The organism is Enterobacter sp. CPE_E1241, assembly GCF_045618265.1.
In the GTDB taxonomy this organism is placed as follows: Bacteria; Pseudomonadota; Gammaproteobacteria; order Enterobacterales; family Enterobacteriaceae; genus Enterobacter; species Enterobacter adelaidei.
This window is the reverse complement of record NZ_JBIWYV010000001.1, coordinates 3014199-3037003: the sequence shown is the minus strand read 5'-3', so window position 1 is coordinate 3037003 and position 22805 is coordinate 3014199. Positions and strand designations below refer to the sequence as shown.

The following is a 22805-nucleotide window of genomic DNA, read 5'->3' as shown; positions in this document are numbered from 1 at the left end:
GCTTAACGGCTCAGACGACGCATACGTTCTGATGGGGTAATGATGTCGGTGATACGAACGCCGTATTTATCGGCAACCACTACGACTTCACCCTGGGCAATCAGATAGCCGTTGATCAGGATATCCAGCGGCTCACCGGCCAGACCGTCCAGCGCCACCACGGAACCCTGCGTCAGGCGCAGCAGCTCTTTAATGGTCATACGGGTGCGTCCCAGTTCCACGGTCAGCTTAACGGGGATGTCCATAATCAGGTCGATGTCCTGCAGCGTGCCGCTGACATCACCCCCACCAAGCTGCTGGAATACCGCATCCGCCGCGCTTTTGCTCGGGGTGGATTGTTGCTCGTTTAACGCGTCAGCCCACAGATCGTCCAGTGCTCCGCTGTTTTCATCGGACGGATTGTTCATGTCACTCATTTGGGCTGTTCCTCATTCAGCGAATTCAATATCGGGTTGATCAAGTGCTCAACGCGTAACGCATACTGACCGTTAAGTGTGCCGTACTGGCTTGTCAGCACCGGGACACCATCCACATGGGCAATAATGCGGTCGGGTTTTTCTATCGGCAGGACATCGCCGGGTTGTAATTTCAGTATCTGGGATAACCGCAGCGGGATATCGGCAAAACTCGCGATCAGCTCAAGCTGCGAATGCTGAACCTGACGTACCAGGTTTTCACGCCAGTTCTGGTCTTCGTTGCGTGAGTTCTCCAGCGGCGGGTTAACCAACAGTTCACGCAGCGGTTCGATCATGCTAAACGGCAGGCAAATGTTGAATTCCCCGGTCAGGTTACCGATTTCCACATGGAACGGCGTGTTGACGACGATATCGTTTGGAGAGGTGGTGATATTGGTAAATTTCACCTGCATCTCAGAACGTACGTACTCCACGTCCAGTGGGTTAATGGCTTTCCACGCGTCGCTGTAAGATTCCAGCGCCAGCTTCAGCATACGGTTAATCACGCGCTGCTCGGTGTGGGTAAATTCACGACCTTCTACTTTGGTCGGGAAACGCCCGTCGCCGCCGAACAGGTTATCCACCGCAATGAACACCAGGCTTGGCGAAAACACCACCAGTCCAGTGCCGCGCAGCGGCTTCAGATGAATCAGGTTAAGGTTGGTTGGCACCGGCAGGTTGCGGGCAAACTCATGATACGGCTGAATACGGATCGCACCGACCGTGATGTCCGGGCTACGACGCAGCAGGTTAAACAGCCCCATACGGAACTGACGTGCAAAACGTTCGTTAATGATCTCCAGCGCCTGCAGACGCTCACGTACCACGCGACGCTGGGTATTCGGGTCATAGGGGCGAATATCGCTATCGCCGCCAAGACCCGGTTGCGGATCATCACTCTTATCGCTGTCGCCGTTAAGCAGCGCATCGATTTCTGCCTGAGAAAGAATACTGTCGCCCATGTCGTTACCGCAGAATGAAGGCTGTATACAGAACGTCAGTGACTTCCTGCTTAGGTTGGCCGTTTACCAGCGGGGTCGCCAGCGTTTGTTTAATGGCGTCGACCAGCTTTTGCTTGCCGACATCGGTGGCCAGCGTCGAAGCATCCTGACGAGAGAACAGCAGCAGAAGGCGGCTACGCACTTCAGGAAGATAATCATTCAGGCGCGCACGCGTGGCCTCATCCTTCAGGCGCAGCGTAATACCGACATACAGCACACGATCCGCATCACCGAGATTCACGGTGAAGGTATCGAGAGGGAAAAATACCGGTGCCGGCGGTGGTGCTGGTTCGGCTTTGGCCGCAGCGGTCGAAGGTTCCTGCTGCATACGCCAGTAACTATAGCCCGCGGTGGCGCAGGCGGCGAGCGTGATCAACACCAGCAGCGGGATCCAGATGGAACGCTTACTTTTTTTGGTGATAGCGGAGTCAGTCATCTGATACGAGCTTCCTGTTTCGGTACAGCTTAATAAGGTGATTATCCCGTGTCCTGCCGACGTCAAAGCGTGGAAAAGACGGGGATAATCACGTTACCTCTGGCGTTTAGGCGAAGATGTCTACGGCGCTGTTGCCACGTGCTGCGGATTGCAGGGCGGCAGGGGTAGGCAGTATCTCATCACTCTCTTCATTAAATCCGCCGGTATTACCGGAACGCGAAGCCTGCTGTTGCTGCTGGGAGAAGGACTGCTGCTGCCCGGCAAAGCTCTCACTGCTGACGCTGCTCTGCGCAAGCTGAATACCGTTCTCAGCCAGCGATGTCCGTAGTACCGGCAGGGCTGCTTCCAGTGCTGCACGCACGTGGCTGTGCGCCGAGACCATCTGCAGTTGCGCCTGGTTATCATCCAGTTTAAGCGAAATTTGCACCTGACCCAGATCTTCCGGGTGCAGACGCAGCTCCGCTGTCTGTTGTCCCTGCTTAGTGAACAGCGTGATGTGCTGGCTCAGGGATTGCTGCCATTCGTGAGTTCCCAGAGGCTGGCTTAACACCGGCGCAGTGGCAACGGTGGCGGCCGGCTGGCTGGTCGCGTGGCTGGACATCACTGGCGCCAGGGTTGCGGTCGGCGATGTTGAAGACGACGCGCTGGCGAGTTCTTGTTTCTCCACGGCAGCGGTTACAGCCGGTGTCGCGGGCGCGTTGTCAGGCAGAACAGGGTCGCTGTGTTTGCCCTGACTCTGATACGACGCAGAAAGCTGGGCTTTATCATGGCCTGCCAGCGGGGTGTTCTGGGACGATTGTCCCGCGCCATTCTGTGCAAGCGTCGCTGAACTCAGAACAGACTTCGCGGTAATACCGTCAGTGCCTGTCGCGTGAGCTGTGCTGGTCTGCTGGTGGGGGAGCATCGCCATCAGCGCACTCAAACCTGCCAGTTCTTCTTCGCTCAGTTCGCTTTTGCTGTCATCTTTGCTGGCTGTATTCAGGGTCTTCAGGGCATCTCCCTTTGAAAGCGGCGTCAGTCCGGAGACCAGCGTTTCCAGCGGCGTGGTTGAGGACGCTTCATCGCTATTCAGCACACCCTGACGCGAGAGCAGGTCCGTTATTTTAGCCTGCAGCGCGGTATCGCCCCTGGCGTCCTGAGCAACTTTTGACAGTTTACTGCCAGCGGCTTTCAGGTCAGCCAGGGTCAGTGGCGCATCCTTGCCTTTGCCGGTTGCATCCGTCAGGGCGCCCGCCAGCAGAGAGAGAAAGTCTTGCGCACCGTCAGTGCCTTTCCCTGTCAGCGTGCCGCCTGACAGGTCGCTGTCGCTCATCAGCAGTTGTTGCAGTGTGATCATTCCGGTTTCCTCATTGATGCGCGCTGGGCAAACTCATCCATTTTTTTCTGATCCAGACGGTTTTCCGCCAGGGTCGAGGCTGCAATCTGCCGATCCTGTAAGGTTTGCCAGGCCTGCAGCCGCTGTTTTTTCTCGCGCCAGAAATTCAGCGCGGTATCCACTTTCTGGGTCCACTGGTTAAGCTGCTGGCGATGCTGCTCTATCGCCTTCTCCAGCGTCTGTATAAACTGCTGATAGTTAATCCAGCGCTGACTGCCAATGCCCTGTGTCATATCGGTATTGAGGTTGGTGCGATATTCATGCTGATAGTCGATTAACATCTTCAACTGTTCTTCAGCCTGCTGGCACCCGCGTCGCATTGCGCCAAGCTGCAATGCGGCATCATCAACTTCTTTTTCAGCCAGATCTTTCAGCGTTGATAACGCGCTGTTTTGCGCCATAACCTTCGCCCTCCACCTGTGTTACACCTGCGGGAAAATCAGCTCCAGTGCCTGAATTGAATCTTCCCAGTCGGCACGTTCAAAAATGCCTTGTTGCAAAAACGCCTCCAGCTGCGGCCACAGGTTAATCGCTTTGTCGAGCATCGGGTCGCTGCCTTTGGCATACGCCCCCACGCTGACCAGATCGCGGTTACGCTGGAAGCTGGAGAGGAGTTGTTTGAAATTACGCACGCGGGCGTAGTGCTTCTCGGTTATCAGCGCCGTCATTGCGCGGCTGATAGAGGCTTCAATATCAATGGCCGGATAGTGCCCGGCTTCGGCCAGACGACGCGACAGCACAATGTGACCGTCAAGGATCGCACGCGCGGAATCGGCAATCGGGTCCTGCTGATCATCTCCCTCGGTCAGTACCGTATAGAACGCGGTAATGGAGCCGCCGCCGCTGATGCCGTTCCCTGCACGTTCTACCAGAGCAGGGAGCTTGGCGAATACCGAAGGCGGGTAGCCTTTGGTCGCCGGAGGCTCACCAATAGCCAGCGCGATTTCACGCTGTGCCATCGCGTAACGGGTCAGGGAATCCATGATCAGCAGCACGTGCTTGCCGCGGTCACGGAAATCTTCGGCGATACGGGTGGCATACGCTGCACCCTGCATACGCAATAACGGCGAGACATCTGCCGGTGCGGCGATAACCACCGAGCGGGCGCGACCTTCCGCCCCCAGAATGTTTTCGATAAAGTCTTTAACTTCACGCCCACGCTCGCCGATCAGACCCACGACGATAACATCGGCTTGAGTGTAGCGTGCCATCATGCCGAGCAGCACGGATTTCCCCACGCCAGACCCGGCGAACAGGCCCATACGTTGTCCACGGCCTACAGTCAGCAGGGCGTTGATCGGACGCACGCCGGTATCCAGCACATGCTCAATAGGCGTTCGTTGCAGGGGGTTAAAGGGCTGAGTAATGAGTGCGCCGGTTTCCGTGGTGTCCGGTGAAGGCAGACCGTCAAGCGGTTTACCGCTGCCGTCCAGCACGCGGCCCAGCAGGGCAGGGCCAAGCGGCAGCTGTTTCCCGCTCTGCAGTCCATCACCGATAATGTTTTTGGCGTATACACGAGCACCGGGAAGAATGCCTTCCACCTCTTCAAGCGGCATCAGAAACAGACGCTGGCCGTTAAAACCGACCACTTCGCTTTCGACTTCGCGCGTTTCCAGACCATCCTGACGCTCAATGACGCAGGTCGCACCCAGCGGAAGCTGCAGGCCGGTAGCCTCCAGTACCAGCCCGGTGGCGCGCGTCAGTCGCCCATAACGACGAACAGATGGCAGTTGCGCCATCTTCGTCTCAAAGTTGTCGAGCGTTGTGAGCCAGCGGGTGAGGCGTGCGGTCATCAGACGACTCCCGGTGCCGCAAGGCGACACAGTTCCTGCCAGCGGGTAGCCACGCTGGCATCCAGGTCACCCTCATCGGCAGAGACTTTGCAGCCGCCGTGATGTAACGACGGGTCACCGCGCAGACGCCAGCCGTGCAGGTTTAGCGTCGCCCCCAGGCTCTCTTCCACGCGCTGCAGGTCGTCCGGGTGAACGCGTAGCTGAGGCTTCCCGCTGAACAGCGGCTCTTGTTGCAGCAGCCCCTGAATTTGTTTGATCAGCGCAGTGTTATCCACCACCGGCGTCTGGCCGATAACCTGACGCGCGGCTTCCAGCGCCATCTGCATTAGTCGTGATGCAATCACGCTGTCCAGCGCATCCAGCGTGTGCTGGAACTCGCTGACCAGCTGCTGCATGCGGGCATGGATCGGCGCCTGCTGCTGTCGCGCCTGATCAATACCGTGCTCTAACCCTTTCGCCAGACCTTCCTGATACCCTTGCTCGTGGCCCTTCTGCCGGCCTTCGTTCAGACCGGCATTATAACCTTGCTCGTGCGCCTGCATCTGCAGCTGAGCCAGCATCTGTGCTTGTTGCTCCTCTTCACTCAGTTCGGGCTGCTCAGCGTCCGGGTCGAGCTCCACGGGCGATACCACCGCTGGCGTGAATTCGGAGAGGGGAGGTGCCAGATCGTCCGGTGTCCAGCGCTTCCACGGCATCTCATTAGACATAGGTGTCGTCTCCGCTGCCAATCACCATCTCGCCGGTTTCCGCCAGACGACGAACAATAAGCAGGATCGCTTTCTGTTCGTTTTCCACCTGAGACAGACGTACCGGGCCACGGTTGGCAAGGTCGTCGCGCAGGATATCTGCCGCACGCTGAGACATGTTGCGCAGGAACTTCTCGCGCAGTGGCTGCTCGGCACCTTTGAGGGCGATAAGCAGCGACTCGGAGTCCACTTCCTGGAGCAGGCGCTGGATGCTGCGATCGTCCACTTCGACCAGGTTTTCGAACAGGAACATCTCGTCGATAATTTTCTGTGCCAGCTCGCCGTCGAATTCGCGTACTGCGGTAATAACCGCCTCTTCCTGCTGGGTTTTCATCAGGTTGATGATTTCCGCCGCCGTTCTCACGCCGCCCATTTTGCTGCGCTTGAGGTTCTGACCGTCGAGCAGGTTGTTCAGTACTTCTGTCAGCTCCGCCAGTGCGGCTGGCTGCACGCCGCCGAAGGTCGCGATACGCAGCATCACATCATGGCGCAGACGCTCTTCGAACAGCGCCAGAATATCGGCCGCCTGACCACGTTTGAGGTGGACAAGGATGGTGGCAATAATCTGCGGGTGCTCGTCGCGGATAAGGTCGGCGGCACTCTGCGGTTCCATAAAGTTGAGCGTTTCGATACCGCTGGCGGTATCGCGCGTTTCCAGAATATCTTCCAGCAGGCTGGCGGCACGCTCTTCGCCCAGCGCCTTGACCAGCACGGAGCGCAGGTAGTCGTTGGCGTTGACGTTGAGCGCGGCAAACTGTTCGGCTTCCTGCTCAAATTCCGACAGCACTTCGGTCAGCTGTTTATTGGAGATTTGACGCACGTTGGCCATGGCTGCACTGAGAATTTGCACTTCTCGCTGGGAGAGGTGTTTAAACACCTCTGCCGCGCGATCTTCGCCAATGGTCATCAACAGGATGACGCTTTTATCGGTGCCTGTAAGCGTATTACTCATGTTCGTTACCCATCCACTGGCGGATGACCAGCGCCACGACGCGCGGATCGTTATCTGACATTTCGCGAATGCGCTGGCTCATCACCTCAGCGCCCATGCGCTGGTTAGCACGGCGTTGCTGCATTTGTTCATCTTTGCTGAGGCGTACTTCAACCGCTTCTTCCACTTCCTGACGCGCGCTCATCTGTTCGCGAGCGGCTTTCTCGGCTTCAGCTCGACGCTGGAGCTGCGGACGAACGCCTTTACGCCACAGCAGCCATGCGACAATCAGCACCAGCAGCCAGCGACCCGCGGACATCAGCTGATCGATAAACGCCTGCTGTTGCCAGAACGGCAATTCACCACCGGTCTCATCCACCGCGTTGAACGGTGAGTTCACCACGTTGAGGCTATCACCACGCTTCTCGGAGTAACCCATTGCTTCACGAGTCAGGTCTTCGATCTGCTTCATCTGCTCGGCTGTCAGCGCCAGCGGTTTGCCATTTGGAAGCGTCTTGTAGTTCACCACTACCGCAACAGAAAGACGCTGAATATCGCCAACGTTCAGTTTAGTGTGGCGAATCGTCCGATCCACTTCGTAGTTCGTGGTTTCGTTACGGCTGCTGGTATGTGGACCGGCATTATTGGCCGTTGACGTAGTCTGCTGGTTATTTTGCTGACCGTTCTGCTGGTTTGCCGGAGGTGTAGAAATAGGTGCTGCGTTAGCAGGGGCAGGCTGGTTAGACAGCGCACCCGGAACACCGCCAGGGTATGCCCCCCCAGACTGTTCGCTCGAATTGATCTGGCGAGAACGCATCACCGCCTGAGCGGCATCACCGTTAGGGCTGTACTGCTCTTCGGTCTGTTCTTTATTAGAGAAGTCGATCTGCGCGGTCACCTGCGCGTGCACGTTACTGTTGCCCACAACCGGACCGAGGATCGCTTCAATACGACGCTGGAGACGGTTTTCAACATCCGCGGCATATTTCAGTTGCGCGTCATTCAGATCGCGACCGGCGGTATTGGATTGCGTCAGCAGATGACCACTCTGGTCAACCAGCGTCACGTTACCCGGTGGCAGACCGGCGACAGCGCTGGAGACGAGATGCGTCACCGCGCTAATTTGCCCTTCGTCCAGCGCTCGGCCAGGTTCGAGATTCACGGTAACGGAGGCGGAAGGTGATTTCTGCTCGCGGACAAATAAAGAAGGTTTAGGCATCGCCAGGTGCACACGGGCGCTTTTCACCGGGCCTAATGTTTCAATGGTACGAGCCAGTTCGCCTTCCAGCGCACGCTGGTAGTTCACCTGCTCGCTGAACTGGCTGATACCGAATTTTTCCTGATCCAGTAGTTCAAAACCGACTGCGCCACCTTTCGGCAGCCCCTGCTGCGCCAGACGCAGACGCAGTTCGTGCACCTTATCCGCAGGAACCTCAAGCGCCCCCCCGTTATCGGCAAAGCGATAAGGGATGTTCATCTGGGTAAGCTGGGTGACGATGGCACCGCCATCCTGATCGGAAAGGTTACTGTAGAGCGTCCGGTAATCAGGGCTTTTCGCCCACAGGACCATCGCTACAAGGATCGCAATTGCGGCAGCGCCTGCCACGATCAACGGGATTTTAGGATTCGCGCGAAGGCGGTTCATCCACTCGAGTGATTTATTTTGTGGCGCTGTCGATGCTGTTGCACTCATTGCGCACCTCTTAAATCCTGGTGGTTTACGTTATTCGTGTAGAGAAACAAAACTGACTCCCGGGTCGGCAAACACGACAAAAGTTCCATATTGATGGCCCTGCCATTATTTGATGATTCGTGATTTTCTATGCGTCAAATAACCTGGTTTTTTCACGCTATTTACCGCCATTATCTTATTGACAAGCTGTTAGTCTTGACCGCGTAAAAAACCATCCAGGGGAGAGTCATGGCTATACAGGGTATTGAAGGGGTAATCAGTCAGTTGCAGGCAACGGCGATGACGGCCCGTAATCAGAATGTGGCAGAACAACAGCCGAGCATCAGCTTTGCAGGGCAACTGCATGCCGCTCTTGACCGTATCAGCGATACCCAGACCGCCGCACGGACCCAGGCAGAGAAGTTCACCCTCGGTGAACCGGGTGTGGCCCTGAATGATGTGATGACCGATTTGCAAAAAGCTTCGGTGTCCCTGCAGATGGGGATCCAGGTGCGTAACAAGCTGGTGTCGGCTTACCAGGAAGTGATGGGGATGCAGGTTTAAGACCTGTCGATCTTCGCTGGCAGCCTTAGCGCTTTAATGCCACAATATTTTTTTCTTCGAATGCAGGAAAGGTGATGAAAAAAATAGCAATTGCTGGTGCGCTGCTGGCACTGACCGGGTGCGTTCAGGTCGATAACTATAAAGAAGTGATCAAGCATCCTGTTCCGGCGGAGCTGGCGGGATACTGGCAGTCAAAAGGGCCGCAGAGCAAAATGGTCAGCCCGGAGGCGATTGCCACGCTGGTGGTGACGGAAGAGGGCGATACGCTTGACTGCCGTCAGTGGCAGCGCGTGATTGCCGTGCCGGGTAAAATCATGCTGCGTTCAGACAGTTATTACAATGTAACCCGCAAGCTGGATATCTATCCGCTGGAACGTGATGGTTTAACGCTTAAGTACGACGGACTGGAGTTGCAGAAGGTGGACCGCCCAACGGTTGAGTGTGCTGATTACCTGAGCAAAAATCCGCTGGAGAGTAAGGCGCCTTAACCAATTTTGCCGGGTGGCGCTGACGCTTACCCGGCATTGTTTTTACAGCGCTTCCTCTATTACCCACACGCTGACGCTCCCGCCTTTACAGGTAAACGTCCCTTCGCCATCCGCGGCCGTGGTGATGGTCTCTTCGCGATTGCCGAGGAAATCCCGCCACGTTTTATTACCGTAGTTTTCCCCAAGACAAATCACTTTCTCTCCATCGTCACCATTTGACAACACGACCACACAGCCGGGATCGTCCTCGGTACCGCTGCGGCTGAAGGCGATACAGTTAGGATGGTCAAAAAAGAGCGTCTGCACGCCGTGGGCAAAGCGCTGACGAGCGAGGATCAATTCGTGGAGCTGCTCAATGACCGGCATGTCTATATGGTACATTTCACCGTCGCCCCCCGTATCGTCATAACTGGCACCGAAGAGATCGGGATAAAAGACGCTCGGCACACCATTTTCCCGTAGCAGGATCAACGCATAAGCCAGGGGTTTAAACCAGGGTTCGACCGGTGCCTCCAGGGCCTGCAAAGGTTGGGTGTCGTGGTTAGCCACAAGGGTTACCGCATGAAACGGATCGGCTTCCACCAGCGTACCGGTGAAGATTTGGCTCATGTCGTAATCCCGTCCCTGGCGTGACGCTTCGTGGAATTTCATCTGCAGGGGGGCGTCAAACAGCATCGTTTTACCCTCAACCTGGTCAATATAGGCCTGAAGCTTATCCACTTCGTGGGACCAGTATTCCGCCACGATAAACAGCGGCTGGTCCGCGACTTCCTGTACGTGTTCAATCCACTCTTTGTAAAACCAGGCGGGAATATGTTTAACGGCGTCCAGACGAAAACCGTCGCAGCGCGTCTGTTCCATGACCCAGCGGGCCCAGTATTTGCTCTCTTCCGTGACGGCGTGATTGCGAAAGTCGATATTTTCGCCCATCAGATAATCGAAGTTACCCATTTCATCATCAACCTGATCGTTCCAGCCTTCGCCGGTGTAGTCGTTGACGATTTTAAAGATGCCGTCTTCAGCAGGGTTTTCAATATGGTCGACGCCGCTGAAACATTTGTAATCCCAGATAAACTGCGAATATTGCCCGGCGCGGACAGGGAAGGTGTAACGTGTCCAGGCTTCACACTCGATGACCTCGTCATCAATTTGCGTGCGGTCCTGTTCGTTTACACGCTGAACGCGGACAGACTCTTTCTCATCTGCCCCCATTTTATGATTCACCACCACATCCAGCAGCACCGCAATGTCGTTGCTTTTAAGCGCGTCAATGGCTTCCAGCAACTGTGCTTTGTCGCCGTATTTGGTGGCGATGCTGCCTTTCTGGTCAAACTCACCGAGATCGAATAAGTCGTAAGAATCATACCCAACCGAATACCCACCAGACGCGCCTTTATAAGCGGGTGGCAGCCAGATCATATTGATGCCGATTTCGTTAAGATTGGGGGCTAATGCCGTGACCTCTCGCCACAATTCACCGCCAGCAGGGTAGTACCAGTGAAAACATTGTAACAGGGTGGGGTTTTTCATCGTCCGTGCTCCGTTTTGAGAACACAGTGAGTATGAGCGAAAAGGGGATAAAACGCGGATGAAATCACAAAATAATATTCATCCGCAAAAGACCATATCCAGACTAGAGATCAGAGGGAAAGAGAACATTTCCTGATAAACGTCCATAAGTTGAGTTCAGATTATGTTGTCTCGACGTCTGTCCAACCAGTGCTTTCAGCTCTTCCATACGCTGATGCAGCAAGGTTTTCAACTCGATTTCATTATCGAGTATTTGTTTCAGAATAGGGCGTATTTGCGCCTGAATATGAGGCGGAATTTCGCTGGCATCCTGGAACATGGTAAGTTTTTCAACTGATGTCAGATAATCAACCTCGTAAGCGATAAGCTCGTCCCAGCGCCCTGCCTGGGTAAGAACAAGCATCGTGTTACTGGTTGTTAATAACTGCTGATAATGTTGGAGCAAGCCGAGATGGACGTCCATTAGTAATTGTCCCGCATGTTTTGAGAATGAGGGCCTATCTCTTTCCAGGCATCAGCAATGTTATTGAGTAACTCCACTACTTCATTAATGGCATTGATGTCGTTATGAAGATTAGCCTGTAAAAGACGCCTGGTCATATAGTCATAAAGACTATCGAGATTTGCCGCCAGGTCGCCACCAATCTCATGGTTTAGACCTGACTGCAAACCGTTACTGATGATATTGATTGCTTTACTTATGGCCTGCCCTTTACCGGGAATATCACCTTGTTCAATCAAAATGATGGCTTTCTTCATGGCACTTAATGCGCCATCAAAAAGAAGCACAACCAGTTGATGTGGGCTGGCACTCAGAACGGCCGATTCAACGCCGACCTGAGCATATGCCTGAATTCCCGATTTTGTATACATGGTAAAACCTCAATTCATCATTTATTAACGGTTCATGGCGTTGAACTGTTGGGTCAGATAACTTCCGGTCTGATCCATCTTTGAGACAAGCTGGCTCAGACTGGTAAATTGCGTTTTATAACGTGCCATGGTGGCGGTAATCTGTGCGTTTACGCGATCGTATTCGTCCGACAGTTTTTTCAGCGTCTTGTTGATGCCCGCAGTGGCATTCTGAACGGAACCATCAGTTCCGAGCATGTCTTTCAGCAGACTGCTGGTCTGGGTGGCAAACCCGGTGGTTTTTCCATCGCCGGACAGGAACGCGACGACGTCAGCCGATTTTTCGTTCAGTGCCTTGTTGAGTTTGGTACTGTCCACCGTCAGCTTACCGGTGATATCCTGCGTAATCCCAATCTGGGATAAAGTGGCCAGATCGCCTGAACCCTGACTGGCCGAAATCATCGAGCGCAGACGGGTCTGAATATTTCGCAGCGTTCCGTCGCCCAACAGATCGCCGTTGCTGCTGTCCTGGTTGGTGCTTCCCTGATCGACCGCCGTATATTTCGTCTGATTGGCAATAGTGGTCTGCAGAGAGTTATACGCATCCACAAAAGCCTGAATGGCATCGGTCATTGGCTGGTTGTCTTTGACAATTGACAATGTCTCCGGGCTGCCTTTATTGGTCTTCGTCAGGTTTAGGGTAACGCCCTCTGGTGCATCCGTGATGGCATTACTGCTACGAACGATCTCGATACCGTTGATATTGACTTTAGCGTCGGAGGCTGGAACCTGTTCACTCATCACGTTGGTGGCGCTGGATGGGTTGTAGCTGACGTATTTCGCCAGTTGGCTATCATCCGTCGTAATGGTCATCTCGTTTGCTGTACCGGTATCACGGGAAGTCAGCGCTAAGTAATAACTGTTGTCATCCGCTTTGATAATGCTGGCGCTTACGCTTCCCTGCTTGGCGTTAATAGCGTCACGCACATCGGCAAGGCTGGTCTTATCGCTCGCCAGGGTGATCGTTAACGGATCTTTCTGGCCCGGCTGAGTGATTGTGAGGGTGCGCGTGCTCATGCTGCTGTCGCCGAGTTCGGTATCCTTACTGCCGACTTTAGGGCTCAACAGAGACTGCGCAGCCGCCAGTTGCGTTACTTCAACGGAATAAGATCCTGCCGCTGCGCTGCTGGCAAGCGTTGCACTAAACGCCGTGTTAGTGCTGGAAACTTTTGATTGTGCAATAGCAGAGGTATTTTTTAATGCATCTGAAGCAGTCTGTAATTTAGTGAGTGCTGTCTGCACCACCCCCCATGCTGTCAGCTTGGCTTTATATGACGTTTGCTGGGTAGTGATAGGCTTTAGCTTGGTTTGCTCAGCTGTCTGTAAATTGTCATACAACGTATTGAGGTCCAGTGAAGTACCTGCGCCGAGTGAACTAATACTTGCCATTTTTTCATCCTTTATTGAGACAATCGCTGGATGGTCTATCGGCAGAAACGAGAAAAAGATTAGCGCTATTTAAAAAAAACAATGCGTAAATAAAGAGGGAGAAATTCGGGCAGTTTACAGGTTTAAAAAAATGATTTTTTTCCTAAAGCTTGAGAAAGGACGGTCGATAACCTCATTGACGGTGAGAAAGCCGTAGGCAGATGCCTAAATCTGATAACTTTTTCAAAGGAATACATCATGGCTGTTATTAATACTAACACCCTGTCTCTGATGACTCAGAACAACCTGAGCAAATCTCAGTCTTCTCTGGGCACCGCGATTGAGCGTCTGTCCTCCGGTCTGCGCATCAACAGCGCAAAAGACGACGCTGCTGGTCAGGCGATCGCTAACCGCTTCACCTCTAACATCAACGGTCTGACCGTTGCTGCACGTAACGCCAACGACGGTATCTCTCTGGCGCAGACTGCTGAAGGCGCACTGGGTGAAATCAACAACAACCTGCAGCGTATCCGTGATCTGACCGTGCAGGCGCAGAACAGCTCTAACTCTGCTTCCGACATTGACTCCATCCAGGCTGAAGTTAACCAGCGTATGGAAGAAGTGAACCGTGTGACCAAGCAGACCGACTTCAACGGTATCAAAGTTCTGGATACCGGCACTGGCTCCAGCACCTACAACTTCCAGGTTGGCTCAAAAGATAAAGAAACTATCGGTATCACTCTGAGCTCCAGCGATAGCTTTAACCTGGCCGCTGCTGGCAACACCGGCGCGACGCTGAACACCAAAGCAATGACCACTGGTGACGTTGTTAACGGTAACCAACGTACGACTGCAGCAGAAGGCTTCGACGTTCTGCACGGTGCGGTAACTGGTGGCACTGGTGGTACTGCAGCAGGTACTACCCCACTGGCAGACATCGATAAGGCAATCAAATCTGTAGACAACCAGCGCAGCCTGCTGGGTGCGTCTCAGAACCGTTTCGAGTCCACCATCACCAACCTGAACAACACCGTGAACAACCTGTCCGCTGCCCGCAGCCGTATTCAGGATTCCGACTACGCGACTGAAGTGTCCAACATGTCCCGCGCGCAGATCCTGCAGCAGGCTGGCTCTTCTGTACTGGCTCAGGCCAACCAGGTTCCACAAACTATGCTGTCCCTGCTGCGTTAATCGCTGTTATGACAGACAAAAAGCGCCGCATGTCGGCGCTTTTTTCTTTTAAAATCAAGATGAAATAAGAAAAGAAAAAAAGATCAAAAGATCTAAAGTTTGTAAGTGCCCTGTCGATAACCTTTATGAAGGCGATGAAGCCCCTGGCAGCTAGCCGGAACTCATAATCAATTAAAGGATACTTACCATGGCAGTGATTAATACTAACACTCTGTCGCTGATGACTCAGAACAACCTGAGCAAATCTCAGTCTTCTCTGGGCACCGCGATTGAGCGTCTGTCCTCCGGTCTGCGCATCAACAGCGCAAAAGACGACGCTGCTGGCCAGGCGATCGCTAACCGCTTCACCTCTAACATCAACGGTCTGACCGTTGCTGCACGTAACGCCAACGACGGTATCTCTCTGGCGCAGACGGCAGAAGGTGCACTGGGCGAAATCAACAACAACCTGCAGCGTATCCGTGATCTGACCGTTCAGGCGCAGAACAGTTCTAACTCTGCTTCCGACATTGACTCCATCCAGGCTGAAGTTAACCAGCGTATGGAAGAAGTGAACCGCGTAACGACTCAGACGGACTTCAACGGCATTAAAGTTCTGAACACCGGCACTGGCTCCAGCAGCTACAGCTTCCAGGTAGGCTCTAAGGATCAAGAAACTATCTCTATCAGCCTGAGCAGCTCTAACGCCTATAACCTGTTCAACGCCTCTGGCGCAACCTCTGTTACCTCTGGTCAGAGCATCAACGGTACCGCACGTACTACTGCAGCAGAAGGTTTCGACGTTCTGAGCGGTACGGTGACCTCCGGTGGTACTACCGATGGTAGCCCGCTGGCAGATATCGATGCGGCAATCAAATCTGTAGACAACCAGCGCAGCCTGCTGGGTGCGTCTCAGAACCGTTTCGAGTCCACCATCACTAACCTGAACAATACCGTGAACAACCTGTCCGCTGCCCGCAGCCGTATTCAGGATTCCGACTACGCGACTGAAGTGTCCAACATGTCCCGCGCGCAGATCCTGCAGCAGGCTGGCTCTTCTGTACTGGCTCAGGCCAACCAGGTTCCGCAAACTATGCTGTCCCTGCTGCGTTAATTTTGATAACGCAAAAAAGGCATCTTCGGATGCCTTTTTTATTTCCCAATCGCCGGATTTAAACCCAATTACACAAGCTATTTTTCCTCTTAAACCGTCCTCTATCCCTCACAATATTGCATTACTGAAAATAGATCTGTAGGCGTCCTTGTGGCGGCGTTAAGGATAAAAAATGCCTGAAATTCTGATAAGTGTGGACAAACTGGACGCATGGTCTGCTTCCTGCACGGAAGTGCTCGACATAGCTGATGCCCTGCTAAGACGAGAATGGCGCGTGATTTTATGTACCTCGTTTATCGGGAAGCGTCTTCAGCCTGAAGTGGCGCGACTGGAGGCAACTGGAGCCCTGACGATTGTTACAGAGAATTCGGGAGAGCTGGCCGCGCACTATGACGTTATATGGGTCGTCAAAGGCTTTTTTAGCGAGAAACTGCTTACTGCTCTGCATGAGCAGAAAACTGCGGGATCTTTTATCTTCCGTCATTACAGCGATTACAATGATCTTTATATTCCATGGGGTGCCGAGCTAGAGAATGCTCTGGCAACCCGCGTGCTTGGCCTTTCAGCATTTACTCAGACTATCCTGCTACAGACGGGGATCCAGGAAGACAAGCTACGCCTGATGCCGTGGATCGTGCCGGACGCTTTCTCCGACGTTTACGCGAAGCGTGAGGCGCAAGAGTTGCGTCGGATTCTCTATATCGCGGATAAAATGTCCGCTGAAATGTATGAAGTGCAGCAGCGCGCAGCTCAGTCGCAGCTACGCATCGAATGGCTCGATTTAAGTGTTCAATCCGGGCGAATTGAACCGGAGTGGCTCGCGGGTTATGACGTTATCATCACCGATGAACAGTATGCTCCTAAAGCACTTGTTCTCGGCGTACCAGTCTTTTTAGCCCACGGGAACTACGTTGAAGGGTATCTGAGCGATGCAAATCTTCCGCACTATGAAGCTAACTATTTCTCCGGGGTAAATCTGCGTTTTTGCCCGGGAGCAGATGAGTGGATTCAACTGCTGACCGACGGCTATGACGATGCCATGAAATGGGTGCAGAGAAATCATCAGACGTTCGTATCACGCTGGAGCCTTGAGCAAAATATTCTCGCTGTGCTGGATTTTCCTGCGTCGCAAACGCCTTATACGCTTTCTGAAAAAGATCGCTATGCGCTGGCATTCCACAGCAAAGCACTGCTGGTCCAGCAGAGCGAAAACTACTCCATCACCCGCTGGATGAAGGATCGAAATATCACGAACGCGCGTCGTGAAGCTTTGCGTGCCTTTGCTGATGCCTTTCCGGCTAGATCCAGCCTTGGTGTTGTTATCCTCGCGCAGAATAAAACGAATGAAGAGTACCTGATTACCCATGCATCGGCGCTCGCTCAATCGCTAGCGCCGATCTCCGTAGAGGTGGCGCATTCTATTTCCGATATTAATGCGTTACTGGAAAACAGCCCTGCTCAGGCGCTGCTGATGCTACCTGCGGGCTACACCCTGTTAGATGACGCGCTGCTGCGGTTTGCTGAGCACCGAATTCATCATCCAGAGGCAAGTGTCGCCTATTGTGACGAAATGACGATTGCCGAAAATGATGAACCTGTTGTCACCTTGCGCCCCGGGGTTAATATCGATCTCCTGCGCAGTCAGCCTTACATTGGACAGGCGTTGCTCATAGATTGTCATGCGGCAAGGGCCGCAGGAGGGTTGGACCCTCTCTTTACCAATATGCCATTTATCGATTTGCTCTGGCGTCTGGTCGAGAAGCAGGGTACCAGTGTCTTAACGCATGTGCCGGAAGTGCTGATCTGCAATTCGGAACCTGCGCAACGCTGGACAGAGCAGCCAGGTCTTATGGATCAGCATCGGAATGGCGTACTGGCCCACCTTATGCGGCTTGGCATCTCTGCCTCCTATGAGCAGGCATCCGCTCACGCTCTGCCTCGCCTTCGCTATCACTGGGACGCCCAGCCGATGGTCTCTATTATTATCCCCACGCGCGATCGGTTTGCTTTACTAAAGAACTGCATTGAAAGCCTGATGGAAAAGACCCGCTATGCGCGCTATGAGCTGATGATCGTTGATAACCAGTCGGTAGAGGACGATGCCTGCCAGTTCCTGAACGATTTAGCGAGTCTTGGGCTGGAACAGGTGCGGATATTGCGTTACGACGCGCCATTCAATTTTGCTGAGATGGGCAACGCCGCCGCGCAGCAGGCGAGGGGGGACGTGCTCGTTTTCCTTGATAACGATTGTGAAATCATTGATGGCGGGTGGCTGGAAGCGTTACTGGAACACGCATTACGCCCGGAGGTGGGTGTGGTAGGGGCTCGACTGGAGTTTAAGGATGGACGGATCCAGCATGGCGGCTATCTGACTGGCGTTCAAAACGGTGTGGAGGTTGCTTTTGCCGGGGCTGGAGGGGCTGACTCAGGTTTTCAGGACTATCTTTGCGCTCCACATAATGTAACTGCAGTGAGTGGTTCTTGTATGATGCTGCGAAAAGAGGTTTTCTTTGCACTTAACGGATTTACGCAAGAACGTTATCCCGTCTATTTTGCCGATGTTGACCTGGGAATAAGGCTGCAAAAGCAGGGCTATTTAAACGTCTGGACCCCCTATTCGCGCGTTCAACATATGGGCGGAGCGACACGTCTTCTGGCCGATAGGTACCAGATTCCCGAACGACCGATGTTGGAACACTTTACACAGTTGCGTAACGAGTGGAAGGCAGAGCTGCTCAACGATCCTTCTTATCATCCGCTGATGCAAAAATCCGGCGCGCTTTTCACCCTGAGTGTAAACACCGCGCGTCTGCATGCACCTTTGCCGGGACGTCCTGTGCCGGTTGTGCTGGCGCATCATGTTGACTGGAATGGCTGCGGGCATCACCGGGTTATGCAGCCGTTTAAAGCGATGGAGCGCCATCATATGCTGGAGGGAGGAATGATGAACAGCATCCCTTCCGTCATGGAAGCCGCGCAACTTCAGCCAGATGTGATTTTACTTGAGTCCCTCACCGGTAGCCGTTTCCCGGACATTATTCAGCAGTTGCGTGAGGTCTGTAATGCCAAAGTTATCATTGAATACGATGATTTCTTACTTAACGTGCCGTTGAAAAATGGTAATCGTAATAACTATCCGCAGCATATGGTGAAGAGCTTCCGCAAAATACTCGAAAGCGCAGACAGAATTGTTGTCTCAACGGCGCCGCTTGCTGAAGCCTATAGCCGTTACCATCACGATATCCGCATTGCACAGAACCGCCTTGCACCCGACCAATGGGGACATTTGCAGAGTCAGCGTGGGGTGGGTAAAAAATTACGTGTTGGCTGGGCGGGGGGGAGCACCCATGCCGGGGATCTGCAAATCCTGCTACCTCTGATTAAGGCACTGGAAGATGATGTTGAATGGGTCTTTATGGGGATGAAGCCGCGTAATGTCCATTGTGAGTTCCACCCTGGCGTTCCTTTCGAGATGTACCCGGAAAAGCTGGCCAGCCTGAATCTCGATCTGGCCCTGGTTCCTCTGGATATCAATCAGTTCAATGAATGTAAGAGTAATTTACGTCTGCTGGAAATTGGTACCTGTGGAGTACCGATCGTTGCCACGGACATTGCTCCGTACCGTTGCGGACTACCGGTGACGCTGGTGGAAAACCGTTATAAGGACTGGATGAAAGCCATTCAGCCGTATCTCAATGACGCGGATTACCGTATCCGCCAGGGGGATGAACTCCGGGATGCCGTGCAGCGTGACTGGTATCTACGTGATAATGGACTCAATGACTGGCAACAGGGGTGGCTGGCATAATGACTATGCATATAGATCTTCATTCTCCCTACCTGATTGCCGCGCCGGACTACCGCGAGTCGTCGTTGGGTATTCAGGTACTTCACCGTTTATGCCATATGATCAATGAGCGCGGTGGTCGCGCCTGGATGGTCGGTTGTACCGTCAACCCCGACTGGAATGCGCCAGCGCTTACGCAAGAAGCCTATGAACAGGTCATCTCCAGCGGCAAGTCCTGGATTGCTGTTTACCCGGAGGTAACAACGGGAAATCCCTTTTCTGCGCCAGTAACCGTCCGCTACATGCTAAACAGGGAAGGGGTCATCATGCAAAATGCCATTGAGGCCAGTGCTGACGATCTCTTTTTCTGGTATCGCCCTGAGTTTGCAGACAAAGAACCCAATCCGAACATTCTGGGGATTGAATGTTATGACCTCTCACTCTTTCAGGATGACCAGCCAGTTAAAGATAAAGACTTTCTCTACCTGAACAGGATCCCTGAATCTGCGCTTGATTTATCGGGGCAGCCAGAAAATATCACTATTTTGTCGATGCGTAATCCTTTGTCATTACGCGATCTGGCGATGCTTCTCAAACGCGGGCGGGTGCTTTACACCTATGAGTCGTCAGGAACCTGCCTGCTAGCCATGCTATGTGGCTGTCCGGTCGTTTCGTTGTCGGCTCCTGGCTACGAACATTATGCGTTGAATGAGCAATCGTTACAGGATATCGGTGGTGCCGGTTTCGGTTACTCCGATTCCCCGGAAGCACTGGACGAGATTCGGGCAGGGCTACCGCTTGTCCGTGACGTTGTTCTGGCCAAAAGGCGGCTTCTGGATACCCAGTTTGATCATTTCCTGTCTCTAACCCAGGCGAAAGCGCAGCAGCACGATGACGTAAAGGAGCGCACCTCATTCAGCCACTGGCTTTCTCACCGCACCCTGCCGACGACGGTTACGGCGGAAACCCGTCTGCTGCACGTTATCCTGTGCCCGAATGCGCAGGTGAGTGCTATCGACGCATCCGTCGCCTCACTTACCCGTCAAGGTGTTGATCCACATACAATTCTTCTTGTTTCACCAGAGCCAGGGTATCGCGCTAAGACCATGGATATTCGCGCGGTTACGGGAGATATCTGGGTTAGTGCTGTAAGGCAACTGGCAGAAAAAGAGGCATTCGACTGGTTGCACTGCATCGACGCGGGTGTTGAATATACTGCGGCAAGCATCGGGATGATGCGTAATATGCTCTCGCAGGCCGGGGAGTGTCAGGCCATTTATACGGATGAGGCGGTACGCGCTGACGGTGGTGAAATCACTCCGATACGTAAACCAGATTTCAATCTCGACCTGTTCCTCGCTTCGCCTCACCGCTATTTACGGCGCATCTGGTTCCGGCGCGAGAGCTGGCTGAGCGCGGGTCAATTTAACCCTGAATTCAGCCAGGCTTTCGAATTTGACGTGTTGATCGATTATCTGTTGCAATGGGGAACTGGCTGTATCGGGCATATTGCAGATATTACTACCCTGGTGCCTGCCTCCGTATTTGACTCCCCAGCTTCGCTCGAAGAAGCACAGATCCTCCAGCGTTATCTGCAGCATCGTGGATTCTCTCAGGCCCAAGCCGGGCAGCAAAAAAATCTGACATGGCGGATTAGTTACCCACAGCCAGAACATGAAAAAGTCAGCATTCTGCTCGACGCGGGCGACGATCCGGCGTTACTGATCCGCTGCGTTGAGAGCCTCATAAATAATACCGAGTGGCAGAACAAAGAGATTCTGCTGGCGGTGGCTGAAAATGCCAGTTCAGCAATGATTGATCTTATCAAGCAGATGCAGGAGGTGATGCCATTAACGGTGATCGTCTGTGGAGTTGAGCAAAACTTCGCAAGTCGCATGAACCTCCTGGAGCAAAATGTGACTGGCGATTTTATTTTACTTCTGGATCTCCACACGCTTTTTGTCCTGAAAAACTGGCTGACAACATTGCTGAGCCATGTAATTCGCCCTGAAGTGGGAAGCGCTGGGCCGAAATTTATCACCACCGACCAAAGGTTGCTGAGTGCGGGTATGATCGCTGGGGCCGATGGTTGGGTCGGACATGTAGGTCAAGGGGAACCCTGGCAAACAGAAGGGGAGCTGTCGCGCTACCAGTGCGAGCAAAACTATACCGTTCTGAGCAGCAACTGCCTGCTGGTAAAGCGTGAGGCATGGCAACGGGTCGGAGGGCTGTCGGTTGAATATGACGACCAGCACGTCATTGATATTATTCTGCCTCTGAAGCTAAAGCGTGCTGGTTATCTTGCCGTCTGGACGCCGTTCAGCGTTGTAGTATCGGACAATACCCGGCTTCTCGAAAAGATTTGCGTCAGCGAGAGTACCCAGCGCCAGACATTACTCGCGGAGATGCCGGAGTTTTTCACTGACGATCCGGCCTATAACCGCTATCTCAGTCTACAACGTCCATTATTCCGTCACGGGCCTTTTATAACCAACGGATCTGAAGATTTCTCCTCGACGCGCGCAAATGTTCTGTTGCTGAAAAATGGTGAGGACTGCGAATACTCGAAACGTATCGCCGACTTGCTGCAGAATCTGTCGACAGATAATGCTATCTGCCTGAAACGAGATTACTCCGACCTCACCGTGCCAGAAATATTGCGTCTCGTACCGAATATTGTGGTGCTAACCCACGCCCCGGATAAGGCGCTTTCAGCACGTCTTGCGGCGGTGAGCCAGATTATTCCTTTGCGAATTTATGCGCTGGCGGATTCAGGCGGGCCAGGGAATAACACTCAGGACCAGGTAAGCGTGGTGACGCACTGGCTTACCTGGTCTGCAGAGCGTGAAGCTCAGTTAAGCAAACGAAAACGGCCGGTGTCGTGCCTGCCGGTGTTGCTGGGGCGTGAATGGGTGGCGCAGGCAAGGTCGACTTTGACCGAACGCAGACGCGTATTGTGTATACCGGAGGCGTTATCCGTAAAAGAGCGAGAATTCATTAGCCGGATTATCGCCGCCACGCACACCAGGGTGGATTGGATCATTTTGGGGGCCTGGCCAGCGGCGTGGTTGCCGATGGTCGCAGAAACGGTTCGCTGGCGCGGAGAACGGATGTCACCTGAACAGCTGCATCAGTTGCAAGCCGATATAGCGATTATTTTCAGGCTGAACAGCGACCAAAACCGCTTCAAAGATGGCTATCAGGCGGTTCAGCTCGCAGCCTGCGGGATAGGGATACTGGCTAGCGACGTTCCTTCATTGCAAAACGATCTCCCTTTCCGACGCCTTAATGCTGACCCTCAGGTCTGGCAGAACGAAATCGCTAATGCCAACAGCCACGTGGTTAGCCAGCGGGAGATTAACGCCTTCATTTACCATCGGGAGTCCATCCCGGAGGTTGTCCGCAGGCTGTTTATGTAACAAAGGGTACTTTTCGGGGCATTTTTTACCCGGAAAGCTGAGCC

General features: G+C 53.6%; 19 protein-coding genes. 6 read left to right on the top strand and 13 right to left on the bottom strand.

What is annotated here, in order from left to right:
* Positions 1–2: 2 nt before the first annotated feature.
* The 9 genes from fliN to fliF form a co-directional block, all read right to left on the bottom strand.
* Entirely contained in the window at positions 3–416 is a 414-nt protein-coding gene (gene fliN, locus ACJ9Y9_RS14955) for a flagellar motor switch protein FliN (protein ID WP_028019594.1), read from the bottom strand.
* Positions 413–1417 (bottom strand): flagellar motor switch protein FliM, encoded by a 1005-nt coding sequence (fliM, locus tag ACJ9Y9_RS14950; RefSeq protein WP_028019593.1) that lies wholly within the window; start codon positions 1415–1417, stop codon positions 413–415. Before fliM ends, fliN begins: the two co-directional genes overlap by 4 nt.
* Positions 1418–1421: 4 nt before the next feature.
* Positions 1422–1892 carry a flagellar basal body-associated protein FliL gene (gene fliL, locus ACJ9Y9_RS14945; RefSeq protein ID WP_028019592.1) on the bottom strand — a complete coding sequence of 157 codons (471 nt, stop codon included), beginning with the start codon at positions 1890–1892 and terminating at the stop codon, positions 1422–1424.
* A 106-nt stretch (positions 1893–1998) separates the two neighbouring features.
* Entirely contained in the window at positions 1999–3228 is a 1230-nt protein-coding gene (gene fliK / locus ACJ9Y9_RS14940; RefSeq protein ID WP_028019591.1) for a flagellar hook length control protein FliK, read from the bottom strand.
* Entirely contained in the window at positions 3225–3668 is a 444-nt protein-coding gene (gene fliJ / locus ACJ9Y9_RS14935) for a flagellar export protein FliJ (RefSeq protein ID WP_006811155.1), read from the bottom strand. Before fliJ ends, fliK begins: the two co-directional genes overlap by 4 nt.
* A 21-nt stretch (positions 3669–3689) precedes the next feature.
* The gene (fliI, locus tag ACJ9Y9_RS14930) at positions 3690–5060 is read right to left on the bottom strand and encodes a flagellar protein export ATPase FliI (RefSeq protein ID WP_028019590.1); all 1371 of its coding nucleotides are present in this window, start codon (positions 5058–5060) and stop codon (positions 3690–3692) included.
* Positions 5060–5767 (bottom strand): flagellar assembly protein FliH, encoded by a 708-nt coding sequence (gene fliH / locus ACJ9Y9_RS14925; RefSeq protein WP_028019589.1) that lies wholly within the window; start codon positions 5765–5767, stop codon positions 5060–5062. The genes fliI and fliH overlap by 1 nt, the downstream gene beginning before the upstream one ends.
* Positions 5760–6758, bottom strand: a complete 999-nt coding sequence (gene fliG, locus ACJ9Y9_RS14920) for a flagellar motor switch protein FliG (protein ID WP_008500327.1) — start codon at positions 6756–6758, stop codon at positions 5760–5762. Before fliG ends, fliH begins: the two co-directional genes overlap by 8 nt.
* Entirely contained in the window at positions 6751–8430 is a 1680-nt protein-coding gene (fliF, locus tag ACJ9Y9_RS14915; RefSeq protein WP_028019588.1) for a flagellar basal-body MS-ring/collar protein FliF, read from the bottom strand. Before fliF ends, fliG begins: the two co-directional genes overlap by 8 nt.
* Before the next feature lie 228 nt (positions 8431–8658).
* Between fliF and fliE the strand changes: the two genes are divergently transcribed.
* Entirely contained in the window at positions 8659–8973 is a 315-nt protein-coding gene (gene fliE, locus ACJ9Y9_RS14910) for a flagellar hook-basal body complex protein FliE (protein WP_028019587.1), read from the top strand.
* A 74-nt stretch (positions 8974–9047) separates the two neighbouring features.
* Complete coding sequence (gene yedD, locus ACJ9Y9_RS14905) at positions 9048–9461, top strand: lipoprotein YedD (protein WP_028019586.1); 414 nt, start codon at positions 9048–9050, stop codon at positions 9459–9461.
* A gap of 42 nt (positions 9462–9503) precedes the next feature.
* On the opposite strand, the gene amyA is transcribed toward yedD, so the two are convergent.
* From amyA to fliD, 4 genes are all read right to left on the bottom strand, one after another.
* A complete protein-coding gene (gene amyA / locus ACJ9Y9_RS14900; RefSeq protein ID WP_407226182.1) occupies positions 9504–10991 on the bottom strand; it encodes an alpha-amylase in 1488 nt (495 codons plus the stop codon).
* A gap of 103 nt (positions 10992–11094) precedes the next feature.
* Positions 11095–11454, bottom strand: coding sequence for a flagella biosynthesis regulatory protein FliT (fliT, locus tag ACJ9Y9_RS14895; protein ID WP_028019584.1), 360 nt, complete (start codon positions 11452–11454; stop codon positions 11095–11097).
* Entirely contained in the window at positions 11454–11864 is a 411-nt protein-coding gene (gene fliS, locus ACJ9Y9_RS14890) for a flagellar export chaperone FliS (RefSeq protein ID WP_021241380.1), read from the bottom strand. The genes fliT and fliS overlap by 1 nt, the downstream gene beginning before the upstream one ends.
* Positions 11865–11888: 24 nt before the next feature.
* Positions 11889–13292: a flagellar filament capping protein FliD gene (gene fliD, locus ACJ9Y9_RS14885; RefSeq protein WP_028019583.1), complete on the bottom strand. Its 1404-nt coding sequence runs from the start codon at positions 13290–13292 to the stop codon at positions 11889–11891.
* Positions 13293–13529: 237 nt separating this feature from the next.
* Between fliD and ACJ9Y9_RS14880 the strand changes: the two genes are divergently transcribed.
* The 4 genes from ACJ9Y9_RS14880 (at position 13530) to ACJ9Y9_RS14865 (ending at position 22761) form a co-directional block, all read left to right on the top strand.
* Positions 13530–14462, top strand: a complete 933-nt coding sequence (locus ACJ9Y9_RS14880) for a flagellin (RefSeq protein WP_108089649.1) — start codon at positions 13530–13532, stop codon at positions 14460–14462.
* Between the two features lie 187 nt (positions 14463–14649).
* Positions 14650–15555, top strand: coding sequence for a flagellin (locus ACJ9Y9_RS14875; protein WP_108089650.1), 906 nt, complete (start codon positions 14650–14652; stop codon positions 15553–15555).
* Between the two features lie 172 nt (positions 15556–15727).
* Positions 15728–19363: a glycosyltransferase gene (locus tag ACJ9Y9_RS14870; protein ID WP_028019582.1), complete on the top strand. Its 3636-nt coding sequence runs from the start codon at positions 15728–15730 to the stop codon at positions 19361–19363.
* The gene (locus ACJ9Y9_RS14865; RefSeq protein ID WP_050482964.1) at positions 19363–22761 is read left to right on the top strand and encodes a glycosyltransferase; all 3399 of its coding nucleotides are present in this window, start codon (positions 19363–19365) and stop codon (positions 22759–22761) included. The genes ACJ9Y9_RS14870 and ACJ9Y9_RS14865 overlap by 1 nt, the downstream gene beginning before the upstream one ends.
* Positions 22762–22805 lie beyond the last annotated feature (44 nt).

Bases quoted from the DNA above. Each gene is read 5' to 3' on its own strand.
- ACJ9Y9_RS14880 (WP_108089649.1), top strand. From the start codon at position 13,530: ATGGCTGTTATTAATACTAACACCCTGTCTCTGATGACTCAGAACAAC.
- fliG (WP_008500327.1), bottom strand. From the start codon at position 6,758: ATGAGTAATACGCTTACAGGCACCGATAAAAGCGTCATCCTGTTGATG.
- yedD (WP_028019586.1), top strand. From the start codon at position 9,048: ATGAAAAAAATAGCAATTGCTGGTGCGCTGCTGGCACTGACCGGGTGC.
- fliS (WP_021241380.1), bottom strand. From the start codon at position 11,864: ATGTATACAAAATCGGGAATTCAGGCATATGCTCAGGTCGGCGTTGAA.
- fliF (WP_028019588.1), bottom strand. From the start codon at position 8,430: ATGAGTGCAACAGCATCGACAGCGCCACAAAATAAATCACTCGAGTGG.
- ACJ9Y9_RS14865 (WP_050482964.1), top strand. From the start codon at position 19,363: ATGACTATGCATATAGATCTTCATTCTCCCTACCTGATTGCCGCGCCG.
- fliK (WP_028019591.1), bottom strand. From the start codon at position 3,228: ATGATCACACTGCAACAACTGCTGATGAGCGACAGCGACCTGTCAGGC.
- fliD (WP_028019583.1), bottom strand. From the start codon at position 13,292: ATGGCAAGTATTAGTTCACTCGGCGCAGGTACTTCACTGGACCTCAAT.
- fliN (WP_028019594.1), bottom strand. From the start codon at position 416: ATGAGTGACATGAACAATCCGTCCGATGAAAACAGCGGAGCACTGGAC.
- fliH (WP_028019589.1), bottom strand. From the start codon at position 5,767: ATGTCTAATGAGATGCCGTGGAAGCGCTGGACACCGGACGATCTGGCA.
- fliL (WP_028019592.1), bottom strand. From the start codon at position 1,892: ATGACTGACTCCGCTATCACCAAAAAAAGTAAGCGTTCCATCTGGATC.
- fliJ (WP_006811155.1), bottom strand. From the start codon at position 3,668: ATGGCGCAAAACAGCGCGTTATCAACGCTGAAAGATCTGGCTGAAAAA.
- fliI (WP_028019590.1), bottom strand. From the start codon at position 5,060: ATGACCGCACGCCTCACCCGCTGGCTCACAACGCTCGACAACTTTGAG.
- fliE (WP_028019587.1), top strand. From the start codon at position 8,659: ATGGCTATACAGGGTATTGAAGGGGTAATCAGTCAGTTGCAGGCAACG.
- ACJ9Y9_RS14870 (WP_028019582.1), top strand. From the start codon at position 15,728: ATGCCTGAAATTCTGATAAGTGTGGACAAACTGGACGCATGGTCTGCT.
- fliM (WP_028019593.1), bottom strand. From the start codon at position 1,417: ATGGGCGACAGTATTCTTTCTCAGGCAGAAATCGATGCGCTGCTTAAC.
- fliT (WP_028019584.1), bottom strand. From the start codon at position 11,454: ATGGACGTCCATCTCGGCTTGCTCCAACATTATCAGCAGTTATTAACA.
- amyA (WP_407226182.1), bottom strand. From the start codon at position 10,991: ATGAAAAACCCCACCCTGTTACAATGTTTTCACTGGTACTACCCTGCT.
- ACJ9Y9_RS14875 (WP_108089650.1), top strand. From the start codon at position 14,650: ATGGCAGTGATTAATACTAACACTCTGTCGCTGATGACTCAGAACAAC.